Here is a 23,398-nt window from a genome sequence, read left to right on the forward strand (position 1 = left end):
CCGTAGGAGTCTGGGCCGTGTCTCAGTCCCAGTGTGGCCGATCACCCTCTCAGGTCGGCTACGCATCGTCGCCTTGGTGGGCCCTTACCCCACCAACTAGCTAATGCGCCGCAGGCCCATCCATCAGTGGCAGTCAAAAGACCGCCTTTCAACTTTCCCTCCTGTGAGGAAAAGGATTATCCGGTATTAGTCACGGTTTCCCGTGGTTATCCCGGTCTGATGGGCAGGTTGCCTACGTGTTACTCACCCGTCCGCCACTCGCGTCACAGGAGCAAGCTCCTGATCCGCGCGTTCGACTTGCATGTATTAGGCACGCCGCCAGCGTTCATCCTGAGCCAGGATCAAACTCTCCATAATTGGAAGTTCTCTGACTCCGTTGCGTTTTTACTTGGCGCCCAAGTGGATGGCCGAAACCATCCGTTTATCGGAATTAAACGTTGACATATTGTCATTCAGTTTTCAATGTTCTGTCTGAAGCACTTTTACTATGTTACAGCATCCGGTAAAATTAATCAAGTGACAATTTTACACTTACGAATGCTTTGTTTTAATGGAGCGGGTGATCGGAATCGAACCGACGACATCAGCTTGGAAGGCTGAGGTTATACCATTTAACTACACCCGCGTAGTTTATATAATTAAAGGATGATGCGGCTGAGAGGACTTGAACCTCCACGGGATTTAACTCCCACTAGGCCCTCAACCTAGCGCGTCTGCCGATTCCGCCACAACCGCATGTAATTTATATCTGTTTTAAGCGACAAATACTATTGTACACTTTACTGTTTGCATTGTCAACGCTTTTTAAAAACTTTTTAAAAGTGACCCGTACGGGACTCGAACCCGTGTTACCGCCGTGAAAGGGCGGTGTCTTAACCGCTTGACCAACGGGCCATATGAATAATGCAACGTTATTTATCATAAAGCCATTTGCCATTAAAGTCAATACGTTTTTAACACTTTTTTTACACAAGCTTAATCTTTTCTGTGCGACATTACTATTGAACGTATCTCTTCCTATGTAATGACTTTTAAAGATTTCAATATATGTCATGCGACTTCTCTACCCTGCTTAATCTTTTCTGAAGTCGAAGACCCATCTTCATGATTATCTGAAGCATTTAGTATTGTTTTTTACTTACAATGTGTTACTATTTATTTATAATAATTCTAAACAAGGATTATGAATATTTTCCTGGAGGGATTTATAAATGGATTTTGAACAACCAAAAGATCAGCCCGGTGATGCACGTACAGGTGGCGGCACCGAACCAAGAGCACAAGGTAAAAACCAACCGAGTGATCGTCTGACTACACTATTCGGTGCACCTGTCGGAGATCGCGAAAACTCCATGACTGCCGGTCCACGTGGCCCTATGGTTATGCAAGACCCTTATTTCCTTGAACAGATGGGACACTTTGACCGTGAAGTCATTCCGGAGAGACGTATGCATGCAAAAGGATCCGGTGCTTTCGGTACATTTACAGTAACAAATGATATCACTCAATATACAAAAGCAAAGATTTTCAGCGAAGTTGGTAAACAGACGGAAATGTTTGCACGTTTCTCAACTGTTGCCGGTGAACGTGGTGCTGCAGATGCAGAGAGAGATATCCGCGGATTTGCTCTTAAGTTCTACACTGAAGAAGGCAACTGGGATCTAGTCGGTAACAATACGCCTGTATTCTTCTTCCGCGATCCTAAGCTTTTCGCAAGTCTTAACCACGTGGTCAAGCGTGACCCTAAAACCAACATGCACAACGGCGAGAGCAATTGGGACTTCTGGACACTGCTTCCTGAAGCATTGCACCAGGTGACAATACTTATGACAGAGCGTGGTATACCTAAAGGATATAGAAACATGCATGGCTTTGGTTCACATACTTATAGCATGGTCAATGCGAATAATGAACGTGTATGGGTCAAGTTCCACTTCAGAAGCCAGCAGGGTATCGAAAACCTGTCTGCAGAAGAAGCTGAACAGGTCATCGCCAAAGACCGCGAATCTTCACAAAGAGACCTATTCAATGCCATCGAGGAAGGAGACTTCCCTAAATGGAAGATGTTCATCCAGGTGATGACTGAAGAACAGGCGAAAAACCACTATCATAACCCGTTCGACCTTACAAAAGTATGGTACAAAGATGAATTCCCACTTATTCCAGTCGGCGAATTCGAACTGAACCGCAATCCTGAAAACTACTTTGCAGAAGTAGAGCAGGCTGCATTTGCACCAACAAACATTGTACCTGGTATTGGTTTCTCACCAGATAAGATGCTGCAGGGCCGTCTGTTCTCCTATGGAGATACACAGCGCTACCGTCTTGGTGCCAACCACCACCAGATTCCAGTCAATTCCCCTAAAGCGGCAGCGAATGTCTGCCCATTCAGCCGTGATGGCGCGATGAGGGTTGATGGTAATATGGGGGCACACACCAATTACTACCCGAACAGCTATGATCAGTATAATGATGATGCGAATGCAAAACAGCCGGCGCTCGAAATGGAAGGTCTTGTCTACGAACATAACTTCCGTGATGACGATGACAACTACTACGAACAGCCGGGTAAACTCTTCAACCTGCAGTCTGATGAAATGAAGCAGACCATCTTTGAAAATACTGCAAATGAAATGGATGGCGTTTCCGACAAAGTGAAACATCGCCATATAAGAAACTGCTACAAGGCAGATCAGGCCTATGGTCGTGGTGTTGCCAAAGCAATGGGCATCAACATTGACGATGTCGACCTCGAAGGCAATAAGTAACCAGCAAAAACTCCCAATCGGCCGATTGGGAGTTTTTTTATTTCATACTTAATGATATCCTGCCTTTGTCTGAATCTACACTGGTGACGGTAACATCCACTATGTCACCTACGCTGACAACTTCCATCGGGTGTTTGATGAACTTATTCGTCATCTTGGATATATGGACAAGGCCATCCTGTTTTACACCAATATCGACAAATGCACCGAAATCCGTCACATTGCGTACTGTACCGGACAGTTTCATTCCCTCCTTCAGATCCTCCATCTTCAGAACATCCGATTTGAGCATAGGAACTTCATAGTCATCCCGAATATCTCGGGTCGGCGCCTTCAGACTGTCGATGATATCCGTCAGTGTGGGTACACCGATTTCCAAGTCCTGTGCCGTCTGATCAAGATCCAGCTTTTCAACTGCATCAACCAATTCGACTGTACCTAGATCAGAGCGCTCCATTCCCAAAAACTCAAGCAGTTGATATGTTTCCTTATAGCGTTCCGGGTGGATCGGTGTCCGATCAAGTGGCTCTTCTCCTTCAAATACACGCAGGAAACCGATGCACTGCTCATAAGTCTTATCACCGAGACGCGGCACTTTTTTTATTTCTTCGCGGGATTTGAAAGCGGATTGCTCTTCGCGGTACTTTACGATATTTCTGCTTATGGCTGGAGACAGCCCTGCCACATGCTGAAGCAGAATATGGGATGCTGTATTTACGTTGACACCCACCTGGTTTACAGATGTTTCAACGACAAAACTGAGTGATTCATCCAGAAACTTCTGGTTGACGTCATGCTGATACTGGCCGATGCCGATCGCTTTTGAATCAATCTTGACCAGTTCACTCAAAGGATCCTGCACCCTTCTTGCAATGGAGACCGCACTGCGCTCCTCCACATTGAAGTCCGGAAATTCCTCCCGTGCAACATCTGAAGCGGAATATACACTGGCACCCGCTTCGTTGACGATGATGAACTGCACATCAAGATTTTCCTCATTTACAATTTCACTGATGAACAGTTCTGTTTCACGTGATGCCGTGCCGTTACCTATCGCCAGCAGTGTAACTCCGTAATCGGCAATGATGTCCAAGACCATTTTACGCGCCTGATCCTTCTTCGTCTGAGGTGGATGCGGGTAGATGACACCCTTATAGAGGAACTGACCGGACGCGTTGATTACAGCAAGCTTGCACCCTGTTCTGAATGCCGGATCCACTCCCAGAATGACATGATCCTTCAGAGGAGGCTGGAGCAGCAGACGTTTGAGGTTTTCCTCGAAAATATGCACAGCATGCTTTTCACTCGATTCAGTCAGGTTCTGGCGGACTTCCCTTTCAATGGATGGAATGATCAGCCGTTTCAAACTGTCTTCAATTGCCGCCCTCATATATGAAACAGTCGTCGACTTCTCCTTCAGAACCTGGTTGCCGATATAGCGTTTGAACCGGTCATTATCGTAATCGAATTTAACTGCCAGAACACCGGTGTTCTCACCGCGGTTGATGGCCAGCACCCTATGCGGCACAATCTTGTCTATCGGTTCCGCATAGGAATAGTACATTTCAAAAACACCATTCTGATCCTCGGCATTCTTCTTTTTGCGTGTAGTCAGATCGGCTGACTCTTTGAACACTTTCAATATATAGCTGCGGTACTTCGGATCGTCGGATATTTCTTCAGCGATGATATCCTGTGCACCTTTTATCGCTTCTTCAGGCGTCAGCACTTCGTCATTGATGAAGTTTCCAGCCTGTGATTCTATATCTTCTGCCTGCTGGCCAAGGATGACCCGGGCCAATCCATCGAGTCCTTTTCTTTTCGCCTCTGTCGCCCGGGTTTTCTTTTTCTGCTTGAAGGGTCTGTATAGATCTTCCACCCTATTCAGGACAGTCTGTTTCATTATATCCTGCTCAAGCTGTTCTGTTAGAAGACCCTGTTCATCGATACGTTTTAGAACTTCACTTTTACGCTTCTCCAAGCTCTGCAAGTAGGAGAACCTGTCGTGGATGGCTTTGATTTCCTGCTCATCCATGCCCCTCGTCATCTCTTTTCTATAGCGGGCAATAAAAGGGATCGTATTTCCCTCTTCAAGAAGGCTGAGCACTCCCCGGATATATTTTTCCTGTTTGCCAACAGTACTTTTAAGCTCTTTAATCAGTGCTTCATTCATCTAATCTCTCCTAGCTGCTTTAATATCCAATAAATTTGGCCTACCCAGTATAACATTAAAAACCTCATCCCTAGGGATGAGGCCTCGTGATCATCTATTTTTCGCTTACTGCCTGTCTCAGTTTGTTGATGGCTGTGCGCTGAAGTCTTGATACATGCATCTGACTCAGTCCGACACGCTCGCCTGTCTCCTTCTGGCTCAAGCCTTCCATGAAAGTGAACTGGATGATTTCACGTTCACGTTCGGAAAGTATGGGCAGCACCTTTTCAAGAATAAGACGTTTTTCGGAAAGGTCATAGTTATCATCCGACTGTCCCATTACATCGAGGAGGGTAACAGTAGAACCATCCTTATCAGCTTCGATCGAATGATCGACACTGAGTGCATTGTAGCTCTGCCCCATCTCCATCGCTTCCAGAACATCCTCTTCGGATACTTCAAGATATTCCGCAATTTCACTGATCTGGGGAGAGCGTTCCAAGCGGTTGGTCAGCTCGTCATTGGCATTCTTGATCTTCGGTCCGATCTCTTTGATTCTACGCGGTACATGGACACTCCATGTCTTGTCTCTCAAGTATCTCTTGATTTCGCCGACAACAGTCGGTACAAGAAACGCTTCAAATCTTCTATCATAGGAAGGATCAAATCGTTTGATTGCACCTAGCAGTCCAACCATTCCAACCTGGACAAGATCCTCGTGGTGACTCTGGCCTTTTGAATATCTGTAGGCGAGCGACTCGATCAGCTTCTGGTAATGTTCAACAAGTCTCGACTGGGCGTTCGGGTTTTCCTCTTCCTGATGGCTTCGAATCAGTGCATTGATATCTTCAGCTGCAAGTCCTCTATCGATTGACGATTGTTTCTCCATTCAAATGCACCTGACTTTCATTGATAAACTTAGTCATACTGATTGTGACGCCAGGATCCTTTTTGAGATAGACTTCATCCATTAATGTTTCAATCAAGAAGAGGCCCAGACCTCCTTCTCTCAAATAGTTCACATTATCGTCTTCGGAATATGGTCCCAGTTCTTCCTTGACCGCTTCGTAATTGAAGCTTTGACCATGATCGGCAACAATAATTTCTACTTTATCACTGTATATCGCGAAACCGATTAGTACTTCCCCTGTCTCATCTTCTCCATACGCATGCTTAACAGCATTTGTAACAGCTTCTGAAACAGCAATTTTGGAGTCTTCAATCTGATCGTAGCTTGCTCCAGCTCTCGACAGCACACCCGAAAGCGTCAGTCTGATCAATCCCACGTATTCTGCACTAGACGGAAATTTCATTTCTATATAATCGTACTGCTGTGGCATTCTATTCAACCTCCGAGGCTTCATTAATATGCATCAGGTCTCTTAGTCCAGTTATTTCAAACAGTCTGAGGATTCTTTTCGATACGCCTGTTACGTATAGCTCCCTATCATGCTGGTTAAGGTCCTTCAGGGTACCTACGAAAATCCCAAGGCCTGTAGAATCCATGTAGCTTACATCAGTCAAATCTATTCTTATGTCGTGGCTTCCCGTCTGTCTTATTGGTTCCAGTACTTTCTGCAGTTCTGGTGCAGTATAGACATCAAGTTCTCCTTCAAGTACTATTGAGTATTCCTGTTCTTTCTCCGTTGCATCGATATTAATGTTCATACAAACTACACTCCCATTCAGTTGAATACATAAGTCCGTGCTTATTTACCCGTTCTAAACAAAATGAAACATCATCAATCCAAATTTTTATTATTTTTTAATAGAAAAAGTGTCAGGTCATCCTTCTTGTTCGGATTCTGTATGCGCATCAGTGATTCGTAGATATACTGCACAATATCCTGTGGATGATGGTCCCGTGCCTGACGGATCATATCCTTGACGTTTTCGAAGTCTATGAAAGTATCATCATGTTTTCTGAGCTCTGTGACACCGTCCGTGAAGACGATGATCATATCCTTTGGTCCGATTTTCGTTTCCCTCTGTTCATACCTTGCATGCACCTTGACACCAAGTACGACACCTTTTGCATCAATCTCCTCGAATTCATCATCTTCATATCGGTAGATGAGTGCCGGCTCATGGCCTGCTGAAGAGTAATAGAGAAGATCGGTACTATGATCGTAGAGACCGTAGAACATGGTGACAAACATGTTCTGGTTGACGTTCTTCTCCACCACACGATTCAATTTCCTTAAACTGTCGCTCGGCAGCTGAGAATAGCCGTAGGAATCCATGCCGAACTTGATCATGCTCATGGCGATTGCTGCCGGTATACCCTTACCGATGACATCGGCGACAGCAAAGCTGAGCATCCCGTCCTTATGGTCGATGATATTGAAGTAGTCGCCGCTCACTTTCCTCGCGGGCACACTGATTGCTCCGATTTCCATCGTATCGAATGTCGGAATTGTGGTTTTCAGCATCGTTTCCTGAAGGCTCGATGCAACATCCATCTCCTTATCATGAATCTCCAGTTTATTCATCATGGACTTGTAGTCCCTATATGTAAAACCGAAAGAAATGATGATTTCCTGAAGTATATCCAATGATTTCTTGACCAGCTCACCGTCCTGAATGCCCATGTCATCGAGCAGTTCTATATGCAGCGATACAATCTCCTCCGGGGAAGCATCCATTTCGATGACTTCCTCACTGAAGGCCTGGCATTTCTCGATAGCCTCCCCCTGCTCTTCTCCATACAGATACAATTGGATGATATCCTTATAGTTGTTTACGATATTATCAATATATGTCATGCCATCACCTCACACTGAAAAAAGACTTTTGTTCACAAAAGTCCATCAGGATTTAGATTGGGATTTCTTGGATCTGGATGATGCAAGGTCCAGACTGATCATCAGGGCCTTATCCACTTCCTTCATCTTATCTTCATTTAAATATGTAAGCTTTTCCCTAAGTCTTTTCTTGTCTACTGTTCGAATCTGTTCCAGAAGAATTACCGAGTCCTTATCCAGATTATATGCATCCTTCGAAATTTCAACATGCGTAGGTATCTTCGCCTTGTTGATCCTGCCGGTAATTGCGGCAACAATCACTGTAGGACTATGATAGTTGCCGACATTATTCTGGATGATGACGACCGGCCGCTTGCCACCCTGTTCCGATCCCTGGACGGGCGATAGATCCGCAAGATAAACTTCTCCTCTTTTCATCTATTCACCATCTTTACTATAAACGAGGAAATCTTCATTACATTGCCAAGCTTCACACTCTGCTTCGTGGTTTTCTGATGCAATCGAAAGGTTAATCTCACTCATTTCAATATATCCGTGCTCAAGAGAATGTTCGATGCTGCTTACCAAAGTCATATTCGTCATTACCAGACCACTCCCCAATAACATCATTAAACTTATAACAATGATAACATGTACATACCATCTTTTCTAGATTATTTTAAAACTTCATTATTGACAAAGATAGGCGCATCTCCATGGTAGATGCGCGGCAGCCGTCTTGCAAGCATGCACAGGGACTCGTATGGAATCGTCCCGACAAAATCACTGTACGCTTCCATGGACTGCTCGGATGCCCTATCCGGAACGATGACATTGACGCTATCTCCGGGCTGTACAGAATCCGGCACCTTGATCATGATATAGTCCATGCACACCTTGCCGACAACAGGGCAGGAGGTTCCGTCTTCAAGAGAGACCCGGTATCCTGTACGCGCCCGCAGGAAACCGTCGGCGTAGCCAAGAGGCAGTGTTGCTATCTTATGAGCGGAATCGGCACTGTAGTCGAGTCCATAGCTGTTGCCTTCACCCTGCTCGAGTACATGGACATCCACCACCTGCGTCTTCAGACCGACAGAAGGCTTCAGGTGCACCTTCGCAATCTTACGGATGTAGTCGGATGGATAATAGCCGTACAGTGATATGCCGACCCGTACTGCATTGCAGTAGTCGTCGGTCAGACGGAGGGATCCGGCCGAGTTCTGGACATGGACATATTTCGGTTTTCTTACTGCAGAAGTGATATGCTTGAATTTTTCATACTCCTTGTCGTTCTGGTCCGAATCGATATCTGCAGAGCTGAAATGGCTGTAGATGCCTTCATACACGAGGTGTGCAGACCGTTCTATGACATCGATCATCTTCCCGATTTCATCAATATCAGAAGTACCGAGCCGATTCATGCCGCTATTCACTTTGATATGGATCCAGACTTCCTTGTCATCCATGTCTCGAACATACGACTGGGCTTCCACAAGCCAACCGAGACTCGGCGCAGTGATTGCCACACGATGCTGGATGGCCTTATTGATATCCTCGGGATTGATGGGGCCGAGTACAAGAATCTTCTTTTTGATACCGTGCATCCTGAGCTCGATTGCCTCATCCAATGTCGCCACTGCAAAGAATTCAGCGCCTCTTGCTGCAAGGTATTCCGCTACTATCGTACTTCCGAGGCCATATGCATTGGCCTTTATTACAGCGATGAATGTCTTGTCCTCATGCAGTGCCTGAATTGCCGTGAAATTATGATGCACCGCTTCCAGATCCACTTCTACTACAGAGTTTCTATAATATTTTTCCGACATGGTCATGCTCCTTAATCTTCGATTATGACTGTTGCCACGACATACGCTTTGGAATGTGAAATGGATACGTGGGCGTGAGGATCGTTCATGATATAGGGTTTCCCATTCTCATCATTGAGGCAGATGATATCCCTGAAGACAGCATTGCTGCCGATGCCTGTACCGAGTGCCTTGCTGTATGCTTCCTTGACTGCAAAACGGCCTGCCAGATACTCCATCCTTCTGCCATCCTCTGATAGACGACTGTACACATCCATTTCATCCGGTGCAAGAATCCGCGCAGAAAGCCTTGAATTTTCCCCTTCCACACTTCTTATACGCTCAATTTCTATTATATCTGTTCCAAGTCCTCTAATCATTGTGTCCGCCTCGTATTTTCATTGATCAGTTTTCTGATGTCATTGCGGATCATATCCGCCTCATCCGACTCGAGTTCCGGTATATGGATGCTCTCTGCCGACGTTTTCAACGTAACCCCTTTAAGTCCATACCGCTTCATCAGCGGGCCGACCGACGTATCGATGTTCTGCACGCGGAACAGTGGTACGGCGTGCTTTTCCTTGATGAGTATGCCCTTATGGATACGGATTTCATCCGTCGACACCTGGAAGCGGAAGTACTTGTACTTCAGTCCCGGCAGAAGCCATACGTGGACCACTGCAATATAGACAAAGATGATAAAGAGTATCAATGATATCCACCACGGAAATGCTTCCCAGACAAAAAGTGTAAGAACCAGTGCGGCTACTGCAAGCAGCAGGACGACGGCGGCACCGATGCCTTCGCGGATGCGCCAGACCTTAATCGCCTTCGGAGAAATCTTCTGCATGTGAGGTGCTCCTTTCCGCCCAATTCCATATAATATCTATATCCTGCTGGTCGATGAACTTGAGTGTCGCCCGCGAGCCGAGTATGCCGGCTGCTGTCACCAAGGTGATGATGCCGAGATCATCCCGACGTAGAAACGGGTTATAGACCCATTCCGCTTCGATAAGCTTCTCCTGCTTGATGACATAGTGCGAACGCTTGAAAAAGCCGACCGTCATCAGATTGATTTCATTCCCATGGATTGCATAACCGCTGTTTCGGGCACTGTAGATGCCTGAGGCGACGAATACCAGTATGAGCACAAGGCCGATGATCCATGCGTAGTCGAACCAGAAATACTGTACGACTGCAGTGACGATCAGAAGTATTGCGGTCATGACCTGGAAGTACCGTCTATAGCCCCGCCCCGGCACTTTGCCTGTTGGTGCTTCTACATGATAGTTGGGGAAGATGTGCTGGACAATCTCATACAGCCGATCCCTCTTGATGAACGGCAGGAGATCGACCGTACCATCAATATCCTCGCTATCAAGGGAATCGCTTGTTATTGTAACCGATAGTGAATAGTACCCGATCATCCTTCTGATGATCGAATCCTTGACGATGATGTTCTGCACCCTGTTGATATTGACGCTCTGATGCTTTTTCTCGAGAAGACCATACTCGACAATCAGATCATCATGTTTCATTTCAAGTGAATATTTGTAGTATTTCATCGCCATGATCAGTATGCCGATGGCATACCCGACAACAATGAACAGGCCGACAGCAAGTCCGATGGCCAGTGCAATACTGGCTACAGCGTCTTCAAAATAATCGAAATACCGTTCAATCAGGAAATTCGCCCCGATCAGGTTGATGAAACCGAAAACCAGAGCAAGAAACGTGCCCAATGCCCCACTGGTCATGCTCATCAGCAGAAGTGATTTTCCGTCCATATGATAGAGCACTTCCGAAGCGGTCTCCTGAGTGCCATGCTCGTCTTCTGTCACCCTAGGCCATTCGCTCGAAGCACCTGCTTCCACCTCATCACGGATATAAGACTTTTCATCATAGAGAATATCCTGCAGGGAAATTGCCTGGGACTTTTTAATCGTATCGATTTTGATGCCATCCCCAGGGGTGGTGATGTCGAGTTTCACTGCACCAAAAAGACGATGGAAGATCGGTTCACTGAAGTCGATCGACTGGATCCTTCTGACATCGAGTTCCTTTTCACGGTTGGTGATGACGCCATCCTTATAGATGAACTTGCCATCTTCAATCCAGAACCGCGTCCGATATTTATTCAGGAAATCCATACCACCGAACAGGACGATGGCAAGAATCAGAACACCTCCGGCAATGAGTATATACTTCATTGAGATATTACCTGAAAAGATCGCTTCCCTTGATTGGAAAAGGACAATAAGCAGAGGAATCCATAAATTTTTGATTCCGTTCACTACACTTCCAAGGTATGCAATAGGATGGAGTTTCTGAGGACTATACATCGGTATGCTCCTCCTTTACCATTTCAATGACTTCTTCTTTCAGCATTGAAGCCTCGGCTGTTTTCAAAGGAGGAAGCACAAGCCCTGCACTCGCTGTTTTAACTTCCAGGATGGCAAAGTCGTATTTCCTCGAAACGGGCCCAGTGGAGAGCCTTGCACCCTGGACCCTTCTGATCGGCACCATTCTTGTGGAAACTCTGAAAAACCCTTTTTTGACTACGATATAATCCTCTTTCAGCATGTACCGGGTCACCCGGCGATAGACGCTCGGCCGGACCAGGATACTGATGATGAAAATAATGGCGAGCCAGAGTGCGGCACCCCAGTAAACCCAATGCGACCAGTTGAAATGATAGGCAGCAGCACTCGCAAGAACTGCAGCGACTGCCCAGATAAGAAAGGTCCAGAAGGACCTGACTCTCATATAATGGACGACATCACCATGTACTTTATTCATATTTGCCTCCAATGATAGCGCTTATGTATTAATTATACTTTAAATTAAATGAGAGTATTCTTCAATCATACTATTGTATGTGCGAATATAGAAATAAAAACATCCCCTGTCAATAGGACAGGGGATGTAGAGATATTATTTGATATGATCTTTGAAAGTACGTCCGCCTTGGCGTTTCTGGTTGCCTTGCTGCGGGCGTCCGCCTTGGCCTTGGCGTTTATTGTTGCGTGCGCCGCTGCCACTTTGCTGGCCCTGGCTGCGTCCTTTGCGGAATGGCTTTTTGCCACCGCCGCCGCCCTGACCTTTGCCTCTGCGTTGTCCGCCTTTGCGTGTCAGAGGTTTTTCAAATGATAGCTGGATGCTGTCATCAGTTCTGCTGAATAGGAATTCGTTGAGCAGAGCAGCAACAACTTCCTTCGCTTCACCTTGTTCGAGCAGGCGCTCAGCGACTTCAAACGTATGCGTATTCGTGTTTTCAGACTTCCACTGTTCAATCTTGTCGAAAGTCTCTTTTTCACGGGATTTCTGTACTTCTTTCTTGTGAGGTGGTCTAAGAGCAGTAATTGTCTTCTTCTTGTCATTCTCAATCATTCTCAAGTAATCCATTTCTACCGGATTGACGAATGTGAGCGCCGAGCCCTCTTTACCAGCACGACCTGTACGGCCGATTCTGTGCGTATAGCTTTCAGCATCCTGTGGGATGTCGAAATTGTATACGTGTGTTACACCTGAGATATCCAGTCCTCTTGCTGCAACATCTGTAGCGACAAGAATATCGAGCGCGCTGTTTCTGAACTTTTTCAGAACTTCAAGACGTTTCGATTGTGTGATATCACCATGGAGGCCTTCAGCACGGTAACCCTTGGCAATCAGTGCACTTGTCAGCTCATCCACCCGGCGTTTCGTACGACCGAAGACGATTGCAAGTTCCGGCTGGTGAACATCAAGGAAGTCGGTGAACACTTCGAGCTTTTCAAGCTCTTTTACAATTGTATAGTTCTCTTCGATCTGAGGATCGCTTGCGCCACCCTGCTTCATCGTCTTGACGATGGTCGGATCTTTCATGAAGCGTTTAACAAGCTCCTGGATTGCTGGTGGCATTGTTGCTGAGAACAGCAATGTCTGCCTGTTGTCTGATGGCATTTCGGACATGATGAATTTGACATCATCGATGAAGCCCATGTTCATCATTTCATCCGCTTCGTCCAATACGAGTGTGCGGATGCTTTCAAGCTTCAGTGTTTTTCTTTTGATGTGGTCAATGATACGCCCAGGCGTACCAACGATGATCTCAGGCTTCTTCTTGAGATCTTTGATCTGACGGTCAATGCTCATGCCGCCGAATACTACGGATACACCAAGCTTCTTGTATTTGGCAAATGTCTTCAGCTGTTCACTGACCTGGACTGCCAATTCACGCGTTGGTGTTAGAATAAGCACTTGTGTGCCTGCCTGCTTCTCTGTGTTCTCTATGATAGGAATACCAAATGCACCCGTTTTACCAGTACCTGTCTGTGCCTGTCCAAGAATATCTTTTCTTTCAAGAGCAAGTGGAATGCTCTCTTCCTGGATCGGGGTTGGTGTTTCAAATCCTATATCTTCCAGTGATTTTAAGGTTTCATCACTGACACCTAATTGTTTAAAAAACTTCAAATTAGAGTCTCCTTTGACTATTCGTTCTCATTTTACGTTACGCATAACTTCTCTATATTAACATTTCCAGACTAATAATACAAGCCTACATTTTTTCGAGGAATAAAAAGCGTTCTGCCAGTATATTCAACTGCAGTTGATTGTGGTCTGAAAAAGCAAACAGATGCGGTGCATCCTCGATAAGTTCAACACTGGCATCGGGAATCCTCTTCGCAATTTCAACACTCGACTCGTAGGGTACGAGCAGATCCTGCATGCCGTGGATGATCAGTGTCTTCGCCTGGATACTTTCAATGCCTTCCTTTTTTGCTGCCATGATATTCCTGAATTCCTGGTAGGCTTTCAACGGAACATCTCTCAGACGCTTTTTGACTTTCTGATATTTTTTCATTTTCATGTGTTCACCGAAGTGTCGGGGTATAAGATGCAGTTTATCAATCTTCGATGGTCTGATGTGCTCGAATGCTGGAGCAATGAGCAGCAGCTTTTCCACCGGTTCATCCTGGGCCAGATGGCTGGCGAATACACCCCCCATTGAGAAACCGATGATATGGACCCGGTCCACACGACGCTTCAAGTTTACATATGCGCTCTGCGCTTCTTCATACCAGTCTTCGCCACCCACCGACTTCAGATCCAGGATGGTACCATGTCCCGGGTATACCGGGAATTCATACTCGAATTCATATCGGGATTTCAAATAGTCGAACAATGGCTGAAGTTCATATCTTCCCCCTGTATAGCCGTGGAGAAACAGTATTCCGATTGATCTAGATATGATCGATCACCCTTTCCAATGCCATGCCTCTGGACCCTTTCAGAAGAACTACACTGTCCTCGGTCATCACATGCTGCAGCGCGTCCGCCAGAGACTCGATATCATCATGGTGATGCTTGGTTTTCATATCTGCATGATCATGAATGATTTTAGATGCTTCTCCAAATGTAAAGAGATAGTCGTAGATATGATCCGAGTCGTTGATATGCTGTGCAATCGACTGGTGAAGCGGCTCAGAATACGATCCAAGTTCCAGTATATCTCCAAGAACAAGAATTCTTCTGCCTGTCTCCATACGTCCAACGGTATCAAGCGCGCTTTTCATGCTGGAAGGACTGGCATTATAGGCATCATTGATGATGGTCGCACCGGACTTATGGGATACCCGTTCCATCCGCATGTTTGTGACAACAAGGTTTTCAAAATGATTTTTCACTTCTACGATATCAAGTCCAAGTGCTTCGGCAGCAAGAAGCGCCAGTGATGCGTTCGCTGCGTTATGCGTGCCAAGCTGTGGTATCCCTACATCGACGTTCATGGGAAGCAGTTCAAAACGTGTACCATCCGGCGTCTGACGCACATGTGCAATCTGCAGATCATTCTCTTCGTGCTGGCCTGCTGTCCGTACATTGTAGCTCGCACTGCGATCTACAATGTCTTCAAGAAGCGGATAATCCCGAGAATAGATGAAAGTGCCATCCTTCAGAAGACCATCCACAATTTCGTATTTTGCATGGGCGATGTTCTCTCTCGATCCCAGCTTTTCGATATGGGATTCACCAACATTGGTGAGTATGGCAATATCCGGAGTGGTCATCCTGCTCAGGAATCGGATATCCCCTTTGGCATCCATACCCATTTCCAGTATCGAGATCTCAGTGTCCCTATCCAACTGCAGAATAGTAAGTGGGAGGCCGATTTCATTATTATAATTGCCTATCGTCTTTTTTACTTTGAAATGTGGAGATAAGAGGCATTCGACCATGTCCTTGGTTGTCGTCTTGCCATTGGATCCTGTAATTGCGATCACTTTCGGCGAGACTTCCTTCAGATATCCCTGCGCAATATCCTGCAGGGCACGAAGGCCGTCCTCGACATGAATAAGCGGCAGGTCCTGCCCACGCTCCTCCACTGGCTGTTCGGTCAGACTGAGTGCAGCGCCGATGTCAAAAGCCTGCTGGATGAACCGGTGACCATCTGCGTTCTCTCCTTTGAATGGTACAAAAAGGTTATTCTTTTCGAGGGTCCTTGTATCAATCGAAACGCCCCTGATCATTTCATCCTTCCTGGCTTGCGCCTCGGCATTCAATCTGCCACCGCACAGTTCGGCAATCTTTTCTATTGTTGTTTCAATCATAGGCCTTGTCCATCTCCATCAATATTTATTCGCAGATATTTCAAATCTGATTGCATTACTATTGGATAAACACACTGACTTTATTATAAAATAGTGTATACTAAATGTCATGATTTCAATATGGGTTAGGTGAATTTTTTGGAGAACAATCAAAGTTACAAAAGACAGAACACCAGCATTTTTTTCAGAATCGACTGGATTCTCATTCTGCTGGTCGTCCTTCTCGGTGCAATCAGCATCTTCATGATACGCTCCGCAATGACAAGCGGACAGTACACAACGGATTTCAGCATACGTCAATTGATCTTCTACGGTCTCGGTTTCGTCATGGTGGCTGTCCTCAATTTCATTCCCATCAAGTGGATAAAACAGTATGTATGGGTCATCTACTCTCTTGGCGTTCTTTCGCTGGTCATACTTTTCATTGCCCCAGTGTCTCCAATAACGCCGATCATCAACGGAGCAAAAAGCTGGTACCAGTTCGGATTCTTCAGCATCCAGCCTTCCGAAATTGTAAAGATCATCTATATAATCACCCTGGCCTACCTGATCAGCCAGCACAATAAATACAAGCTTACGAATGATCTCAGTGTAGATATCAAACTACTGTTCAAAATTTTTGCCGTGTCCATCCTGCCGATGCTGTTCATTCTTCTTCAGAATGACCTTGGCACCACGCTCGTCATGATCGCCATACTGCTTGGAACTATTGTCGTATCAGGTATCAGCTGGTGGCTGATCATTCCGACACTGGCCATCGCCCTGACTGTGGGCGGCGCTCTTGTACTCGGCATCATATACCGCCCGGACCTGCTGGAACGTTACCTCGGCATCCATCCTTACCAGTTCGAAAGGATCTACTCCTGGCTTCGCCCTGAAGAATACGTGGCAGATGGCGGTTTCCAGCTCAGCAACTCGCTGAAAGCCATCGGTTCCGGAGGGGTGGACGGCAAGGGATTTGCAGATGGCATCGTCTATATTCCAGAAAATCATACCGACTTCATCTTCACCATCATCGGGGAAGAATTCGGCTTCATCGGCACCACCATGATCATCGTACTGCTATTCATGCTGCTGCTGCATCTGTTCAGAATCGCAATGGTCGTGCCGGACAGCTTTTCATCCTATTTCATCATCGGTTATCTATCAATGCTGACTTTCCACATATTCCAGAATATAGGAATGACGATACAGCTTGTTCCCATCACCGGCATCCCGCTGCCATTCATCAGCTACGGCGGAAGTGGTCTATGGGCCAATATGATGGCTGTCGGCATCATAATGAGCATCTACTATCATCAATATAATCAGAAAGCATAAAATAACCGCAACTCCATCTTCCTTGGGTTGCGGCTTTTTTTAGATATTCTGTTCTTTCAGTCTGAGCTTCTCTTTATGGGCAATGCGATTCATCATTTCGAATCTTGACCTCGAAATCTTGACTTTGACGCCAAGTTCATTTAGCATCGTGACGACCTGTTTGACTTTGGAATTGTCGTTTCTATGCATAATGACACTCCTTAAATTACATCTTGATTTAATTCTACCCCGATATCGTATAATTATCCATATAATTTGGAAAATAAATATTACAGAATTTCAAATATTCATGGTATATAATAGAATATAAGCGAGGTGACATCCATGGAATGGTTCTTTTTCGATATTTTTTCCAACGCTACAATACTCGGCGTTCTAACTCTCATCATCATTACAATCAACTTTCTGTTCGCCATCGGTCTCATCTTCCTGGAAAGAAGAAGCGCCCAGAGCATCTGGGCATGGTTGTTCGTGCTGTTCTTCCTGCCCATTTTCGGCTTCATCATCTATATCCTTTTTGGAAGGACGATATACAACCAGAACATATTCAAAATAAACGAAGAAGACAAGGTCGGACTTGAACACCTTGTAAAAGACCAGCTCGATGAACTGCGGAATGAAGATCAGAAGTTTTCACACGAAGTAGCCGATGAACACAGAAAGATCATTCGCATGCTCCTCTATAACAACCAATCGTTCCTGACCATGAACAATTCGATCGAAACATTTACGGATGGCAACGAAAAATTCGAGCGATTGCTTTCGGATATCCGGAACGCAAAGGATCATATACATTTTCAATACTATATTCTAAAACTTGATGGCATCGGTCAGAGGCTGTATGAAGCACTGCTCGAAAAACAGCAGGAAGGTGTCTCTGTCAGAATACTCTATGATGATATGGGGTCCCGTGCACTGACATTCCGTAGTTTCAGGAAGCTGCGTGAAGCCGGCGGCGTGGTTGAAGCCTTCTTCCCGAGCAAACTGCCACTGATCAACCCGAGGATAAACAATAGAAATCACCGTAAGATTGTTGTCATCGACGGTGCAATCGGCTACGTCGGTGGATTTAATGTAGGAGACGAATATGTCGGATTGAGCAAGAAGTTCGGCCACTGGCGGGATACCCACCTGAGAGTGGAAGGCAATGCAGTCAAATCACTGCAGATCCGCTTCATGCTGGACTGGAATTCACATGCCAAAAGAAACAATATGGTGCGCGAAGATAGATACTTCCCTGAGTTGGGCCATCATGGCAACACCCCCATGCAGATTGCTTCAAGTGGTCCCGACGAAAGATGGCAGCAGATCAAGTACGGATATTTGAAAATGATATATAGTGCCCGGAAATGCATCTATATCCAGACACCCTACTTCATACCTGACCAGTCATTCCTGGAAGCACTGCGTATTGCGATGCTCAGCGGCATTGAAGTTCATCTGATGATTCCCAACAAGCCCGACCATCCCTTTGTCTATTGGGGGACCTACTCCAATGCAGGTGCACTGGTGCAGATGGGTGCCCATGTGCACATATACGAAAAAGGCTTCCTGCACCAGAAAGTCATGATGATCGATGACGAAGTCCTGAGTGTAGGAACGACCAACATCGACGTAAGAAGCTTCCTGCTGAATTTTGAAGTCAATGCATTCATATACGATGAAAAAGAAGCACAGCAGTATCGACGGATATTTGAAACGGATATCAAAGACTGCTCACTATTGACCGTTGAGAAGTATGCTGCACGCAGCAAATGGATCAGAATGAAGGAAAGCCTGGCGAACCTCATTTCCCCGATTCTATAATTCATTGAAATCAAAAAGAGCTGACATCAAATGATATCAGCTCTTTTTAGCATGGAAGTCGAAACTTGATCAGGTTCTATTCTTGCGTTTTTTCTTCGGCATTACTTTCGCATTTTTAATGCGCTTTTCCTTTTCAGCCTTCTCACGTTCATGAGCTTCGATGATCGGTGCCATCTCTTCAGCCACTTTCTTCTTGTAGAAAGTATTACCAGCCCATGTCTGGAAGATCAGGAAGATACCACCAACAGCCCAGTATAGTGGGAGAGCTGAAGGAGAAATCAGTGAAATCCAGATGATCATGATTGGCGAGATATACATGAATAGCTGCATCTGCTTGCGCTGCTCTGCAGCAACAAACTGCATGGATACATACGCCTGTACAGCATAGACGATACCTGCTATCGCAACCATGAAGAAGTCCATCTCTGTCAGATTCATCCATAGGAATTGCGGATAATCCGTGAGTCCTCCATCGGATGGGAACTTGAGCGCAAAATAGAGCGCCATGACGACAGGCATCTGGATGACGATCGGCAGACAGCCCATGTTAAGCGGATTGATGCCATGCTTCTTGTAGAGCCCCATCATTTCCTGCTGCGCTTCCATCTTTTCTTCCTGTGTCGTCGCCACTTTCACTTTCTTCTGGATCTCTTCCATTTCCGGTTTGACAATCTTCATCTTTTCGCGCATCATCATCTGATTTTTATATGTACGCATCATGAATGGGAAAATTGCCAGACGGACGATCAGTGTAATAGCGATGATTGCAAGGCCATAGTTATTGCCCATATTGTCCCCGAGCCAGTGGAGCAGTGAATCCATCGGCTGGACGAATGTATTATAGAAGAAGCCATTTCTATTTTCTTCCTGAGAATAGTCACACCCGGATAATACAAGGACCAGGCCGATCATTATCGGAAAGAGCCATTTTTTACTCATTTCTTCACCTCAATAAATTCTTTCGCATAAAAGAAATTGTAACATATTTGGTGGTGTAAAAAAATCATTTTATGGAACTGTACACCAAATATTATATTCATATGATGAAACACTCACAAAATAGTCACTATTTTGATTTAACTCAATAAAAAGAACCCGACTTTCCAGCCGGGTTCCAAAATCACAATCTATATTACAGTCTTGAGCCACATACAGGCCATGGCTGGGATCCTCTTTGATCGAAAAGGATCTGAGCTCTTTTAGTCTGTTCTGCTGCAGATGCTTGGGAAGGGACACCGCTTCCGCCTACAGATCTCCAAGTTTGAACGTCAAACTGGTAAAGACCATGGTAGAGACCATTGGAACTTACGACGCTTGCATTACCACTTGATTCACATTGAGCAAGTGCACCCCAGTTTTGACCACTTGCATTACTTGAAGTAGATGCTGATGTGGATTGATTCTGTGCTTGAGCCTGGTTACGCTGCTGGCGTTCTTGAGCTGCCTGCTCAGCTGCACGTTGTTCTGCCGCTGCCTGCTCAGCTGCCTGCTGTGCTGCCGCTGCTTGCTCTTGAGCTGCTTGCTCAGCTGCACGTTGTTCTGCCGCTGCTTGCTCAGCTGCTGCCTGCTGTTCAGCAACCTGCTGTTGGGAAGGCTGTGCTGGTGCTTGTTGTACTTCTTCAACTTCCTGCACTTCTTCAACCTGTGGTGCTTCTTCGACTTCTTCAACTTCTTCAACCTGTGGTGCTTCTACAACAGGTTGTTCTACTGCATTGTCACCTGAAACTGCAAGTGTTTTACCTGCAAAGATCAGATCTGAAGAAAGGTTGTTCCACGCTTTAAGGTTGGAAACTGAAACATTGAATTTCTGACCAATTTCAAAGAGTGTATCACCGGAAACAATTGTGTATACTCCGTCTTCTGCTACTACTTCAGTATTCTTTTCAGCTTTTTCGTCGTTGTTCACTTCAAGAACCTGACCAGGCAGGATAAGATCGGATGATAGGTTGTTTTCTGCTTTGATGGATTGTACTGTCGTATTATTTTCAAAAGCGATTTGTGAAAGTGTATCGCCAGTGTCTACTGTGTGGCTCGCTGCTTCTGCACTATATGCAAGTGTTCCTGATACTGCGATTGCTGCCCCGACTGATAGTACTTTTTTCATAATTAATTTTTCCTCCCGTTGATCCCCTACAATTGGATATCGTGTTTTCTTAATTAACTATTTAGTACTATATCAGATATAAATATTTCATAGGTTACAGAAATATAAAATGTAAGGCCTTCCTTTACAATTATGTTACAGTGACATTTCTATGTATTAGGTGATATTGCAATATAAGTGTAATTTTGTATTTTAATGTGATTATACAATATTATTTTCGATATCAAATATGGAAGAAAGCTGTCATGAAGGGATTCTCATTCCACTCCACTGATTTGTATAAAAGAGAGAATAATATTTTTTTTCAGATAGGCGTAATATCGCCGAAGAATAATGTAATAAAAAAATCTCTAGTTTCCTGAAATGGTAAAAAGCTCTGCAAATAGGCTGACCGCAGCGTTCGCCTATTGCAGAGCTAGGTGAGTAGTGTGAGTGTAGAATGGTATGAATTGAGTGGTGTGAGTATGTTCAGGCAAGGGCTTTCGCTTTAATCTCGCTGATGTTACTGTTTGGCGCAGTGTGTGCTCTGCTGTCAGTACCATCTTTTTCATTATGCTCTTTAAGTATTTTTTCCAATGGTTCCACATGCTTTTCTTTTTCTTCCATCATACTGCCGTTTTCGTTTTTCTTCTCCAAAGTGTGAACAGACCGCTCCCCGATATAGTCCCACTGATCATAGTGCCTGACAGCATCACTGATCAGTTTGGAGGGATTGCCCATATCTTTCTGGTCGTTCATCTTATCCGGCAGTCGTTTGACATTCTCTGCCCAGATTTCCATTCTGTATTCCTTCTCCCCTTCGGATGTCGTATATACGGTGGTGGCCACCTGACCGCTGACGCACAGAATTTCCCCTTCTTTTGATTCCGAAAGAACTTTAGGCAGTGCTTTGCCGAATGCTTTACAGTAGATGAAATGAACTTCTTTCGCTTTCCTTTCATCTTTCGGCACTCTGACAGTAGCAATAATGAATGAATTGACACTTCCATTTGCTGTCTTCTGTACAGTGACATTCCTTACGAGCTCCCCAACAAGCAGTACTTTGTTCATCATATCTTCACCCCCTTCCTACATCTAAAGATAAGGGATTGGATAATTTTCTGCAAAATACGTAAATTTGATTTTCTGATCCATTTCTCTGCAATTAGTATATATTCCACCGCTACCCACGTTATAATGGTGATGAAGCATGTTCATATATACGGTATTTGCTGATATATTTCTTAATTCAAGGGGGAAGCATATGAAGTCGTTTAAAGTGGTGGAACTGAAACTGGAGCATGAAAATAACTTCATCATACTGGATCTGATTGATGGCATCATCATCAATAATGAAAAACCAGATGATCCATGGTTGATAGAAATTTCAACGTCACTGGATTTCAAAGATATACTCAAGGAGCTGGTGGGTGCTGAACTCGATCTACTCGTGACGATTACGCGCCATTCAAATGAACCTGCAAGATTCAAGGGCATATTCAATGAAATGAATGAAATAGACAATGCGCTGTCATTGATCTTCAATGGCCGCATCATCGTGCAGAGCCCGAATTATGCAGAGGACCTTCTCTCTCATCTTCTTGATGAAGGCTATGAGCAGGAAAAGCTGCTGAATGAGTTCAAAGCGATGATGGAATCAAAAGCCGAAATAAAAACATCCGATGACTAGTCATCGGATGTTTTATTATCTTGGATGGCAAAAGTGATTTCGCATTTGCATGCCACTTCGCCATCTACTGTGGCAACAGCATCTCCTTTGCCGATTGGTCCTCTCAGCTTGGTGATTTCCACTGTGAGTTCCAGCGTATCTCCAGGTTTTACCTGTCTTTTGAATTTACATTTATCGATACCCGCAAAGAAAGCCAGCTTCCCTTTGAAGCGCTCTTCCTGAAGCAGAGCAACTGCACCTGTCTGGGCCAGTGCCTCAACAATCAGCACCCCGGGCATTACTGCGTACTCAGGAAAATGACCTTGAAAAAAAGGTTCGTTTCCTGATACCTGTTTGATGCCTGAACATTTAACTCCCGGTTCTATCTCCGTCACTTTATCGATAAGGAGAAAGGGGGGACGATGCGGTATGACCGCTTTGATCTGGTCGTAAGTCAGCATATT

At 45.2% G+C, this 23,398-nt stretch carries 24 protein-coding genes, 3 tRNA genes and 1 rRNA gene; 4 read left to right on the plus strand and 24 right to left on the minus strand.

Annotated features, from left to right (window positions below; all coding sequences use genetic code 11):
* The 4 genes from GQ671_RS07475 to GQ671_RS07490 all read right to left on the minus strand — a co-directional run.
* A 16S ribosomal RNA gene (locus GQ671_RS07475) occupies positions 1-357 on the minus strand; the annotation flags it as partial.
* A 194-nt stretch (positions 358-551) separates the two neighbouring features.
* A tRNA-Gly gene (locus GQ671_RS07480) sits at positions 552-625 on the minus strand.
* Positions 626-649: 24 nt separating this feature from the next.
* A tRNA-Leu gene (locus GQ671_RS07485) sits at positions 650-735 on the minus strand.
* 87 nt (positions 736-822) lie between these two features.
* Positions 823-894: transfer RNA gene (locus GQ671_RS07490), tRNA-Glu, on the minus strand.
* A gap of 317 nt (positions 895-1,211) precedes the next feature.
* On the opposite strand from GQ671_RS07490, the gene GQ671_RS07495 reads away from it, so the two are divergent.
* Positions 1,212-2,768 (plus strand): catalase, encoded by a 1,557-nt coding sequence (locus tag GQ671_RS07495; RefSeq protein WP_160655080.1) that lies wholly within the window; start codon positions 1,212-1,214, stop codon positions 2,766-2,768.
* A 37-nt stretch (positions 2,769-2,805) separates the two neighbouring features.
* Here GQ671_RS07495 and GQ671_RS07500 read toward each other — a convergent pair whose 3' ends face one another.
* The 15 genes from GQ671_RS07500 to GQ671_RS07565 all read right to left on the minus strand — a co-directional run bounded on the left by GQ671_RS07500 (position 2,806) and on the right by GQ671_RS07565 (position 16,056).
* A complete protein-coding gene (locus GQ671_RS07500) occupies positions 2,806-4,941 on the minus strand; it encodes a Tex family protein (protein ID WP_160655083.1) in 2,136 nt (711 codons plus the stop codon).
* 94 nt (positions 4,942-5,035) lie between these two features.
* Positions 5,036-5,809, minus strand: a complete 774-nt coding sequence (gene sigB / locus GQ671_RS07505; RefSeq protein ID WP_160655086.1) for an RNA polymerase sigma factor SigB — start codon at positions 5,807-5,809, stop codon at positions 5,036-5,038.
* Positions 5,784-6,260: an anti-sigma B factor RsbW gene (gene rsbW, locus GQ671_RS07510; RefSeq protein ID WP_160655089.1), complete on the minus strand. Its 477-nt coding sequence runs from the start codon at positions 6,258-6,260 to the stop codon at positions 5,784-5,786. Before rsbW ends, sigB begins: the two co-directional genes overlap by 26 nt.
* Before the next feature lies 1 nt (position 6,261).
* Positions 6,262-6,588: an anti-sigma factor antagonist gene (locus tag GQ671_RS07515; protein ID WP_145289058.1), complete on the minus strand. Its 327-nt coding sequence runs from the start codon at positions 6,586-6,588 to the stop codon at positions 6,262-6,264.
* A gap of 74 nt (positions 6,589-6,662) precedes the next feature.
* Positions 6,663-7,676, minus strand: coding sequence for a PP2C family protein-serine/threonine phosphatase (locus GQ671_RS07520; protein ID WP_407690716.1), 1,014 nt, complete (start codon positions 7,674-7,676; stop codon positions 6,663-6,665).
* Between the two features lie 54 nt (positions 7,677-7,730).
* Positions 7,731-8,102: a type II toxin-antitoxin system PemK/MazF family toxin gene (locus GQ671_RS07525; RefSeq protein ID WP_145289064.1), complete on the minus strand. Its 372-nt coding sequence runs from the start codon at positions 8,100-8,102 to the stop codon at positions 7,731-7,733.
* Positions 8,103-8,267 (minus strand): hypothetical protein, encoded by a 165-nt coding sequence (locus GQ671_RS12890; protein WP_211364901.1) that lies wholly within the window; start codon positions 8,265-8,267, stop codon positions 8,103-8,105.
* 71 nt (positions 8,268-8,338) lie between these two features.
* The gene (gene alr, locus GQ671_RS07530; RefSeq protein ID WP_160655095.1) at positions 8,339-9,490 is read right to left on the minus strand and encodes an alanine racemase; all 1,152 of its coding nucleotides are present in this window, start codon (positions 9,488-9,490) and stop codon (positions 8,339-8,341) included.
* Positions 9,491-9,501: 11 nt separating this feature from the next.
* Positions 9,502-9,849, minus strand: coding sequence for a holo-ACP synthase (gene acpS, locus GQ671_RS07535; protein WP_160655098.1), 348 nt, complete (start codon positions 9,847-9,849; stop codon positions 9,502-9,504).
* Positions 9,846-10,319, minus strand: a complete 474-nt coding sequence (locus tag GQ671_RS07540) for a PH domain-containing protein (RefSeq protein ID WP_160655100.1) — start codon at positions 10,317-10,319, stop codon at positions 9,846-9,848. Before GQ671_RS07540 ends, acpS begins: the two co-directional genes overlap by 4 nt.
* Positions 10,291-11,679 (minus strand): PH domain-containing protein, encoded by a 1,389-nt coding sequence (locus GQ671_RS07545; RefSeq protein WP_246153202.1) that lies wholly within the window; start codon positions 11,677-11,679, stop codon positions 10,291-10,293. The genes GQ671_RS07540 and GQ671_RS07545 overlap by 29 nt, the downstream gene beginning before the upstream one ends.
* A 124-nt stretch (positions 11,680-11,803) precedes the next feature.
* Entirely contained in the window at positions 11,804-12,268 is a 465-nt protein-coding gene (locus GQ671_RS07550; protein WP_160655106.1) for a PH domain-containing protein, read from the minus strand.
* 135 nt (positions 12,269-12,403) lie between these two features.
* Positions 12,404-13,921: a DEAD/DEAH box helicase gene (locus GQ671_RS07555; protein WP_160655109.1), complete on the minus strand. Its 1,518-nt coding sequence runs from the start codon at positions 13,919-13,921 to the stop codon at positions 12,404-12,406.
* An 85-nt stretch (positions 13,922-14,006) separates the two neighbouring features.
* Positions 14,007-14,702 carry an alpha/beta hydrolase gene (locus GQ671_RS07560; protein ID WP_322789472.1) on the minus strand — a complete coding sequence of 232 codons (696 nt, stop codon included), beginning with the start codon at positions 14,700-14,702 and terminating at the stop codon, positions 14,007-14,009.
* Positions 14,692-16,056: a UDP-N-acetylmuramoyl-tripeptide--D-alanyl-D-alanine ligase gene (locus GQ671_RS07565; protein WP_160655112.1), complete on the minus strand. Its 1,365-nt coding sequence runs from the start codon at positions 16,054-16,056 to the stop codon at positions 14,692-14,694. The genes GQ671_RS07560 and GQ671_RS07565 overlap by 11 nt, the downstream gene beginning before the upstream one ends.
* A 138-nt stretch (positions 16,057-16,194) precedes the next feature.
* On the opposite strand from GQ671_RS07565, the gene GQ671_RS07570 reads away from it, so the two are divergent.
* Positions 16,195-17,376, plus strand: a complete 1,182-nt coding sequence (locus tag GQ671_RS07570; protein ID WP_160655115.1) for an FtsW/RodA/SpoVE family cell cycle protein — start codon at positions 16,195-16,197, stop codon at positions 17,374-17,376.
* Positions 17,377-17,415: 39 nt separating this feature from the next.
* On the opposite strand, the gene GQ671_RS12895 is transcribed toward GQ671_RS07570, so the two are convergent.
* Positions 17,416-17,565, minus strand: coding sequence for an Lmo0850 family protein (locus GQ671_RS12895; RefSeq protein WP_170288668.1), 150 nt, complete (start codon positions 17,563-17,565; stop codon positions 17,416-17,418).
* Positions 17,566-17,700: 135 nt separating this feature from the next.
* On the opposite strand from GQ671_RS12895, the gene cls reads away from it, so the two are divergent.
* Positions 17,701-19,182, plus strand: coding sequence for a cardiolipin synthase (gene cls, locus GQ671_RS07575; protein ID WP_160655118.1), 1,482 nt, complete (start codon positions 17,701-17,703; stop codon positions 19,180-19,182).
* Between the two features lie 69 nt (positions 19,183-19,251).
* Here cls and yidC read toward each other — a convergent pair whose 3' ends face one another.
* From yidC to GQ671_RS07590, 3 genes are all read right to left on the minus strand, one after another.
* The gene (gene yidC / locus GQ671_RS07580) at positions 19,252-20,121 is read right to left on the minus strand and encodes a membrane protein insertase YidC (RefSeq protein WP_160655122.1); all 870 of its coding nucleotides are present in this window, start codon (positions 20,119-20,121) and stop codon (positions 19,252-19,254) included.
* A 193-nt stretch (positions 20,122-20,314) separates the two neighbouring features.
* Positions 20,315-21,286, minus strand: a complete 972-nt coding sequence (locus GQ671_RS07585) for a transglycosylase family protein (RefSeq protein WP_160655125.1) — start codon at positions 21,284-21,286, stop codon at positions 20,315-20,317.
* Between the two features lie 468 nt (positions 21,287-21,754).
* The gene (locus GQ671_RS07590; RefSeq protein ID WP_160655128.1) at positions 21,755-22,339 is read right to left on the minus strand and encodes a single-stranded DNA-binding protein; all 585 of its coding nucleotides are present in this window, start codon (positions 22,337-22,339) and stop codon (positions 21,755-21,757) included.
* Positions 22,340-22,529: 190 nt separating this feature from the next.
* On the opposite strand from GQ671_RS07590, the gene GQ671_RS07595 reads away from it, so the two are divergent.
* Entirely contained in the window at positions 22,530-22,955 is a 426-nt protein-coding gene (locus GQ671_RS07595; RefSeq protein ID WP_160655131.1) for a YwpF family protein, read from the plus strand.
* Here GQ671_RS07595 and fabZ read toward each other — a convergent pair.
* Positions 22,952-23,395 carry a 3-hydroxyacyl-ACP dehydratase FabZ gene (fabZ, locus tag GQ671_RS07600; RefSeq protein WP_145289110.1) on the minus strand — a complete coding sequence of 148 codons (444 nt, stop codon included), beginning with the start codon at positions 23,393-23,395 and terminating at the stop codon, positions 22,952-22,954. The genes GQ671_RS07595 and fabZ overlap by 4 nt on opposite strands.
* Between the last annotated feature and the right edge of the window lie 3 nt (positions 23,396-23,398).

Origin of the sequence: Salinicoccus hispanicus, from assembly GCF_009831115.1 — a bacterium.
GTDB lineage: Bacteria > Bacillota > Bacilli > Staphylococcales > Salinicoccaceae > Salinicoccus > Salinicoccus hispanicus.

Bases quoted from the DNA above. Each gene is read 5' to 3' on its own strand.
- GQ671_RS07525 (WP_145289064.1), bottom strand. From the start codon at position 8,102: ATGAAAAGAGGAGAAGTTTATCTTGCGGATCTATCGCCCGTCCAGGGA.
- GQ671_RS07590 (WP_160655128.1), bottom strand. From the start codon at position 22,339: ATGATGAACAAAGTACTGCTTGTTGGGGAGCTCGTAAGGAATGTCACT.
- GQ671_RS12895 (WP_170288668.1), bottom strand. From the start codon at position 17,565: ATGCATAGAAACGACAATTCCAAAGTCAAACAGGTCGTCACGATGCTA.
- GQ671_RS07545 (WP_246153202.1), bottom strand. From the start codon at position 11,679: ATGAAGTATATACTCATTGCCGGAGGTGTTCTGATTCTTGCCATCGTC.
- alr (WP_160655095.1), bottom strand. From the start codon at position 9,490: ATGTCGGAAAAATATTATAGAAACTCTGTAGTAGAAGTGGATCTGGAA.
- acpS (WP_160655098.1), bottom strand. From the start codon at position 9,849: ATGATTAGAGGACTTGGAACAGATATAATAGAAATTGAGCGTATAAGA.
- GQ671_RS07585 (WP_160655125.1), bottom strand. From the start codon at position 21,286: ATGAAAAAAGTACTATCAGTCGGGGCAGCAATCGCAGTATCAGGAACA.
- GQ671_RS12890 (WP_211364901.1), bottom strand. From the start codon at position 8,267: ATGACGAATATGACTTTGGTAAGCAGCATCGAACATTCTCTTGAGCAC.
- GQ671_RS07595 (WP_160655131.1), top strand. From the start codon at position 22,530: ATGAAGTCGTTTAAAGTGGTGGAACTGAAACTGGAGCATGAAAATAAC.
- yidC (WP_160655122.1), bottom strand. From the start codon at position 20,121: ATGAGTAAAAAATGGCTCTTTCCGATAATGATCGGCCTGGTCCTTGTA.
- GQ671_RS07550 (WP_160655106.1), bottom strand. From the start codon at position 12,268: ATGAATAAAGTACATGGTGATGTCGTCCATTATATGAGAGTCAGGTCC.
- sigB (WP_160655086.1), bottom strand. From the start codon at position 5,809: ATGGAGAAACAATCGTCAATCGATAGAGGACTTGCAGCTGAAGATATC.
- rsbW (WP_160655089.1), bottom strand. From the start codon at position 6,260: ATGCCACAGCAGTACGATTATATAGAAATGAAATTTCCGTCTAGTGCA.
- GQ671_RS07540 (WP_160655100.1), bottom strand. From the start codon at position 10,319: ATGCAGAAGATTTCTCCGAAGGCGATTAAGGTCTGGCGCATCCGCGAA.
- GQ671_RS07515 (WP_145289058.1), bottom strand. From the start codon at position 6,588: ATGAACATTAATATCGATGCAACGGAGAAAGAACAGGAATACTCAATA.
- fabZ (WP_145289110.1), bottom strand. From the start codon at position 23,395: ATGCTGACTTACGACCAGATCAAAGCGGTCATACCGCATCGTCCCCCC.
- GQ671_RS07565 (WP_160655112.1), bottom strand. From the start codon at position 16,056: ATGATTGAAACAACAATAGAAAAGATTGCCGAACTGTGCGGTGGCAGA.
- cls (WP_160655118.1), top strand. From the start codon at position 17,701: ATGGAATGGTTCTTTTTCGATATTTTTTCCAACGCTACAATACTCGGC.
- GQ671_RS07500 (WP_160655083.1), bottom strand. From the start codon at position 4,941: ATGAATGAAGCACTGATTAAAGAGCTTAAAAGTACTGTTGGCAAACAG.
- GQ671_RS07495 (WP_160655080.1), top strand. From the start codon at position 1,212: ATGGATTTTGAACAACCAAAAGATCAGCCCGGTGATGCACGTACAGGT.